This is a genomic window from Flavonifractor plautii ATCC 29863, assembly GCF_000239295.1.
GTDB lineage: Bacteria > Bacillota > Clostridia > Oscillospirales > Oscillospiraceae > Flavonifractor > Flavonifractor plautii.
The window spans coordinates 1-5,887 of record NZ_JH417707.1 but is presented as its reverse complement, the minus strand read 5'-3'; the positions used below and the strand labels follow the sequence as shown (position 1 = coordinate 5,887).

6 protein-coding genes are annotated in these 5,887 nt (G+C 64.6%); 3 read left to right on the top strand and 3 right to left on the bottom strand.

The features are described 5' to 3' along the window. Positions 1–78: 78 nt before the first annotated feature. The 3 genes from HMPREF0372_RS06435 to HMPREF0372_RS06425 all read right to left on the bottom strand — a co-directional run bounded on the left by HMPREF0372_RS06435 (position 79) and on the right by HMPREF0372_RS06425 (position 2,774). The gene (locus HMPREF0372_RS06435) at positions 79–1,914 is read right to left on the bottom strand and encodes a heavy metal translocating P-type ATPase (protein WP_007489965.1); all 1,836 of its coding nucleotides are present in this window, start codon (positions 1,912–1,914) and stop codon (positions 79–81) included. 85 nt (positions 1,915–1,999) lie between these two features. Next, a complete protein-coding gene (locus HMPREF0372_RS06430) occupies positions 2,000–2,275 on the bottom strand; it encodes a metal-sensing transcriptional repressor (RefSeq protein ID WP_024725326.1) in 276 nt (91 codons plus the stop codon). 103 nt (positions 2,276–2,378) lie between these two features. Continuing rightward, positions 2,379–2,774 carry a hypothetical protein gene (locus HMPREF0372_RS06425; protein ID WP_007489963.1) on the bottom strand — a complete coding sequence of 132 codons (396 nt, stop codon included), beginning with the start codon at positions 2,772–2,774 and terminating at the stop codon, positions 2,379–2,381. Positions 2,775–2,962: 188 nt separating this feature from the next. Here HMPREF0372_RS06425 and HMPREF0372_RS06420 point away from each other — a divergent pair, with 188 nt between their 5' ends. From HMPREF0372_RS06420 to lepB, 3 genes are all read left to right on the top strand, one after another. After that, positions 2,963–3,445, top strand: a complete 483-nt coding sequence (locus HMPREF0372_RS06420; RefSeq protein WP_039996803.1) for a deoxycytidylate deaminase — start codon at positions 2,963–2,965, stop codon at positions 3,443–3,445. Between the two features lie 212 nt (positions 3,446–3,657). Next, entirely contained in the window at positions 3,658–5,202 is a 1,545-nt protein-coding gene (gene rny / locus HMPREF0372_RS06415; protein WP_007489961.1) for a ribonuclease Y, read from the top strand. Between the two features lie 60 nt (positions 5,203–5,262). After that, entirely contained in the window at positions 5,263–5,826 is a 564-nt protein-coding gene (gene lepB / locus HMPREF0372_RS06410) for a signal peptidase I (RefSeq protein ID WP_007489960.1), read from the top strand. Positions 5,827–5,887 lie beyond the last annotated feature (61 nt).

The following is a 5,887-nucleotide window of genomic DNA, read 5'->3' as shown; positions in this document are numbered from 1 at the left end:
CTTTCCCTACACGACGCTCTTCCGATCTAGTCGGGGCGGCGGCTCTGTTTTTCCATATGCTCCATGCTCCCCGCGGCGTCAGCTCCTTCTCCTCCATTTCAGCAGCAGGGCGGAGTTGAGGATCACCAGCACGGAGCCGGCGTTGTGAACCAGGGCCCCCACCACGGGGTTGAGGACGCCGGTCATGGCCAGCACGATGGCCACTAGGTTGAGGGCCATGGAGAAGGCCAGGTTGAGGCGGATGGTGGTCATCATCCGCCGGGACAGGGCCAGCAGGTGGGGCAGCTCCTCTACCCGGTCATTGACCAGAACGATGTCGGCGGCGTCCACGGCGATATCACTGCCCACGCCCCCCATGGCGATGCCCACAAAGGCCCTTTTCAGGGCGGGGGCGTCGTTGATGCCGTCGCCCACCATGCAGATCCGGACGCCCGCCTGCTGAGCCCGGTCGATCCAGTTGAGCTTGTCCTCCGGCAGACACCCCGCCCGGTACTCCCGAATGGACAGTGTCCGGGCGATGTGGGCGGCGGCGTTCTCGTTGTCGCCGGTGAGGAGCACCGGGGACACCCCCTCCGCGCTCAGGGCCCGGAGCATGGCCGCCGCCTCTCCCCGCACCGTGTCCGCCAGGGCGCAGAAGCCGGCGGGGGCCCCGTCCACCGCCAGATAGATGAGGGTGCACCCCTGGGCCAGAAAACCCTCCGCCTCCGCTCTGGCCGCCGGGGGAAGGGCCGCGCCCGCCTCCTCCAGCAGGGCCTCGCTGCCTGCCAGGACGGTATGGCCGTCCAGCACCGCCCGGAGTCCCCGGCCGGGCAGGGCCTCGAAGGCCTCCGCCGGGGCGGGCGTCCCGCCTCCGGCGGCCTGCCACCCCCTGACCACCGCTTTGCCCAGGGGATGCTCCGAGCCCAGCTCCGCCCGGGCCAGCCAGGCGTAGACCTGTTCCTCCGTCACGCCGGGGGACAGGCTGCGCACCGCCGTCACCTCGGGCACGCCGCGGGTCAGGGTGCCCGTCTTGTCGAAGGCCGCCTTGCCCACCTGGGCCAGCCGCTCCAGGGCGTCCCCCTCCCGCACCAGGAAGCTGTGGCGGGTGGCGTTGCCGATGGCCGCCATGATGGCGGTGGGGGTGGCCAGCACCAGGGCGCAGGGGCAGAACACCACCAGGATGGTCACCGCCCGGATCACCTGACCGCTGAGCAGCCACGTGAGGGCTGCGGAAGCGAGGGCGGCGACCACGATCCAGGTGGCCCAGCGGTCGGCCAGGCCCACGATCTTCGCCTTGCCCGCATCCGCCGACTGCACCAGGCGGATCATCCGCTGGATGGAGCTGTCCTCCCCCACCCGGGCGGCCTCCATCTCAAAGGAGCCGAACTGGTTGACAGTGCCGCTGAATACCTCGTCTCCCGGCCCCTTGTCCACCGGGAGGGACTCGCCGGTCATCACCGCCTGGTTGACGGAGGTCTGTCCGGCCCGCACCACCCCGTCCACCGGAATGGTCTCTCCGGGGAGCACCCGCAGCCGGTCCCCCACCGCCACGGCCTTGGCGGGGATGCTCTCCTCCCCGGCGGCGGTCACCCGCCGGGCGGTGCGGGGCGTCAGCCGGACCAGCTTTTCGATGCCCGCCCGGGCCTTGGCCACCGTCCGCTCCTCCAGCAGAGAGCCAAGCTGCATGATGAAGGCGATCTCACCGGCGGCAAAGATCTCCCCAATGGCCACCGAGGCGAGCAGCGCCAGAGAGACCAGCACGTCGGCCTTGATGTCAAAGCGGGTGAACAGCCCCACGGCCGCCTCCCTGACAATGGGCGCGCCGCAGAGCAGGATAGCCAGCCATGCCGGGTTCACCGGCATGGCCGCCGGGGCAAAAAAGCTCAGCAGGAGGGAAGCCCCTCCCAGCGCAAGGAATGTGATATCCCGTCTCATATACCCATACCCCCTATAGGTATATTTATACCCCCATGGGTATTATTTGTCAAGAAAAAAGCGGCCCAAACGGGCCGCATCAGCGTCAGCTCATACGTGAGAAGTGCTCGATGGCTTTGGCGAATTCCGCAATGGTCCGGTCCGCGTCTCCGTGCTCGATGCCGTCCCGGACGCAGTGGTTGAGATGCCCCTCCAGCACCACCTGTCCCACCTTGTGCAGGGCGCTCTTGGCGGCGTTGATCTGCATCAGCATGTCCTCACAGGGCACGTCCTGATCCACCATCTTGTCGATGGCGCCCAACTGCCCGATGATCTTTTTCAGTCTGCGGTGGAGGTTGTCCGCATCCATACACTGTCTCAATGGCTTCACCCACTTTCTTTGCTATGATACCAGCTTTTCGCCCGCCTGTAAAGGCAAAGCGGGGCCGGCGCGGCAAGGCGCGCCGGCCCCGGCCGGTGAAAGCTCAGCTCCGCTCCTCAAAGCTGGCGCCGCAGTTGCGGCAGTTGACGGTGATCTTCCCCTTCCCCCGGGGCACCCGCAGATACTGTCCGCAGTTGGGGCACTTGAAGTAGCGGTGCTCCTTGTCCCGGCGGATGGTACGGCGCATCCGCAGCCAGCGTATGGCGGGTCCGGCCAGAGCCAGAAACCGGGCGTTCTCCGCCCGGCGGCGGTCGATACGGCGGGAGAACATGCGGAACAGATCCCACAGGAGCACTGCCAGCGCCAGCCAGGAGAGCACCTCCAGGTGGGGCAGGCCGGACAGAAGAATGAGGACGATATAGACCACGAGGAGGAAAAAGGAGAGCTGGTCGCTTCCATACCGGCCGTACATCAATTTTCGAATGAAGTTCATCACCATGAAATACGGTCGTCTCCTTTGAAGTTAAAAATAAATTTTTTCTGAACTTATGATAGCGCCTCCCTGTTTCTTCGTCAAGGAAGGAAACGTAAACAATATGTGAATTGTCCGCCCGGGGCAGCCATTCCGGGGCTTGCGGGATGGCGGAAAACCCGGTATACTGGTAAAAAAGCATGGGAGGGGCGTTTATGGGACGCATCGACAAGGAGAATTACTATCTGGACATCGCCCAGACAGTGGCCGGGCGCTCCACCTGCCTGCGCCGGTGCTATGGGGCCATTCTCGTCAAGAGCGACGAGATCATCTCCACCGGCTACAACGGCGCCCCCCGCGGGCGGCGCAACTGCGTGGATCTGAACTACTGCACCCGCGAGGCGCTGAACATCCCCTCCGGGGAGCGGTACGAGCTGTGCCGCTCCGTCCACGCCGAGGCCAACGCCATCATCTCCGCCGCCCGCAGCGAGGCCCTGGGCGCCACCCTCTACATGGCCTGCGTGGAGCCGGAGAGCGGGGCGCTGATTCCCGGCTCCACCTCCTGCTCCATGTGCCGCCGCCTCATCATCAACGCCGGCATCGCCCGGGTGGTCATCCGGGACACCCGCACGGAGTACCGGGTGGTAGATGTGGCCGACTGGGTGCGGGAGGACGACTCCCTGCCCCGATCCCTTTGAGGCGCAGGGCCGCAGAAATTGATTCCGAACAGGAATGTTCTTGACAGAAGGCCGCCGCAGACTTAAAATAGATAAGGTGTAATATTTTGAAGAACGAGGGGTAAGCTCTTCAAATTTTGTGCGCTCTGCCCAAGAGCGGGCGGGAGCGCGTGCATCCGTTTCATGAAAAAGAACTTTGAAAATCCAAGATATGGAGGTGTGTTGAACCCTTGATGCAGACTGTCATCGCCTGTGTGATCACGGCCGTGGTCGCACTCATCATAGGCATTCCCATCGGCATTCAAATCCGCAAGCGCACCGCGGAAAAAGAGATCAACAGTGCGGAGGAGGAGGCCAAGCGCATCATCAACGAGTCCATCAAGAGCGCCGAGAGTAAGAAGCGAGAGGCGCTGGTGGAGGCCAAGGAGGAGATTCTCCAGGCCCGCAACGAGTATGAGCGCGAGGTGAAGGAGCGCCGGGCCGACCTGCAGAAGCAGGAGCGGCGGCTCCAGCAGAAGGAAGAGAACCTGGACCGCAAGACCGAGAACATCGAGAAGAAGGAGGACACCCTGCAGCGCAAGCTGGCCGAGCTGGACGCGGCCCGGGACGAGGTGGCCACCGTCAAGAAGACCCAGATGGAGGTGCTGGAGCGCATCTCCGGCTTCACCGCCGAGGAGGCCAAGAACTACCTCATCAACCAGCTTGCCGAGGAGGTCACCCATGAGTCGGCCATGAAGGTGCGGGAGATCGAGGCCCAGTTCAAGGAGGAGGCCGACACCCGCGCCAAGGAGATCCTGTCCCTGGCCATTCAGCGCTGCGCCGCCGACCATGTGGCCGAAGCCACCGTCTCTGTGGTTCCCCTGCCCAATGACGAGATGAAGGGCCGCATCATCGGCCGCGAGGGCCGCAACATCCGCACGCTGGAGACCATGACCGGCGTGGATCTGATCATCGACGACACGCCGGAGGCCATCACCGTCTCCTGCTTCGACCCGGTGCGCCGGGAGATCGCCCGCATCGCCCTGGAGAAGCTCATCCAGGACGGCCGCATCCATCCCACCCGCATCGAGGAGATGGTGGAGAAGGCCAAGCGGGAGGTGGACGCCACCATCAAGGCCGAGGGCGAGCGCGCCGTGTTCGAGACCAATGTCCACGGCCTGCACCCCGAGCTCATCAAGCTACTGGGCCGCATGCGCTACCGCACCAGCTACGGCCAGAACGTGCTCAACCACTCCATCGAGGTGTCCCACCTGGCGGGGCTGATCGCCGCTGAGATCGGCGCCGACGTGACCCAGGCCAAGCGGGCCGGCCTGCTCCACGACCTGGGCAAGTCCATCGACCACGAGGTGGAGGGCTCCCACGTGCAGATCGGTGTGGAGCTGGCCCGGAAGTACCGGGAGAACGAGGACATCGTGCATGCCATTGAGGCGCACCACAACGACGTGGAGCCCCGCACCATCGTGGCCTGCATCGTCCAGGCAGCCGACGCCATCTCCGCCGCCCGCCCCGGCGCCCGCCGCGAGAACCTGGAGAACTATATCAAGCGTCTGGAGAAGCTGGAGGAGGTCACCTCCTCCTTCCCCGGTGTGGAGAAGTCCTTCGCCATTCAGGCCGGCCGCGAGGTGCGCATTATGGTGGCCCCGGACAAGGTCAGCGAGGATCAGATGGTGCTCCTGGCCCGGGACATCGCCAAGAAGATCGAGGAGGAGCTGGAGTATCCCGGCCAGATCAAGGTCAACATGATCCGGGAGACCAAGGTCATCGAGTACGCGAAATAAGATACGCACGGGAGGGGCTGCTGGACAGCCCCTCCTTTGTCGAAAGCGGGGAGTTTGCCCATGAAAAAACCGAAAAAAGAAGAAAAGCCCCTCAGCGGCGCTCAGGATGCCTACGAGTGGCTTCAGATTTTGATTGTGGCGCTGGTGACCATCATCCTGGTATTCACCTTCGTGGGGCGCATCACCCCGGTGGTGGGGGAGTCCATGCTGCCCACCCTCCACGAGGGGGATGTGATGCTGATCCGGGACATCGGCTACACCGATCCCCAGCCGGGGGACATCGTGGTGCTCACCAAGGAGTTTGACGCCGCCAGGGGGCCCATTGTCAAGCGGATCATCGCCGTGGAGGGCCAGACGGTGGACATCGACTACCAGACCGGCACCGTCTATGTGGACGGCGAAGCCCTGGACGAGCCCTATCTGAACGAGCCCATGGAGGAGCCCTGGTATGAGGATCTCACCTCCGTGACGGTGCCGGAGGGGTCGGTCTTCGTCATGGGGGATAACCGCAACCACTCCAACGACAGCCGGGACGTGACCCTGGGCACCGTGGACACGCGCTATCTGCTGGGCAAGGCGGAGTTCATCTGCTTCCCCTTCTCCGACTTCGGACGCATCGGCTGAGGGAGGCGGCCGCCCCGCCCGGCCGGGGATCATACAATCGCGGGCCGCAGGCAATGCCTGC

Excerpts from the sequence above, each read along its gene's own strand:
- HMPREF0372_RS06435 (WP_007489965.1), bottom strand. The coding sequence starts at position 1,914 with ATGAGACGGGATATCACATTCCTTGCGCTGGGAGGGGCTTCCCTCCTG.
- HMPREF0372_RS06425 (WP_007489963.1), bottom strand. The coding sequence starts at position 2,774 with ATGGTGATGAACTTCATTCGAAAATTGATGTACGGCCGGTATGGAAGC.
- HMPREF0372_RS06420 (WP_039996803.1), top strand. The coding sequence starts at position 2,963 with ATGGGACGCATCGACAAGGAGAATTACTATCTGGACATCGCCCAGACA.
- rny (WP_007489961.1), top strand. The coding sequence starts at position 3,658 with ATGCAGACTGTCATCGCCTGTGTGATCACGGCCGTGGTCGCACTCATC.
- lepB (WP_007489960.1), top strand. The coding sequence starts at position 5,263 with ATGAAAAAACCGAAAAAAGAAGAAAAGCCCCTCAGCGGCGCTCAGGAT.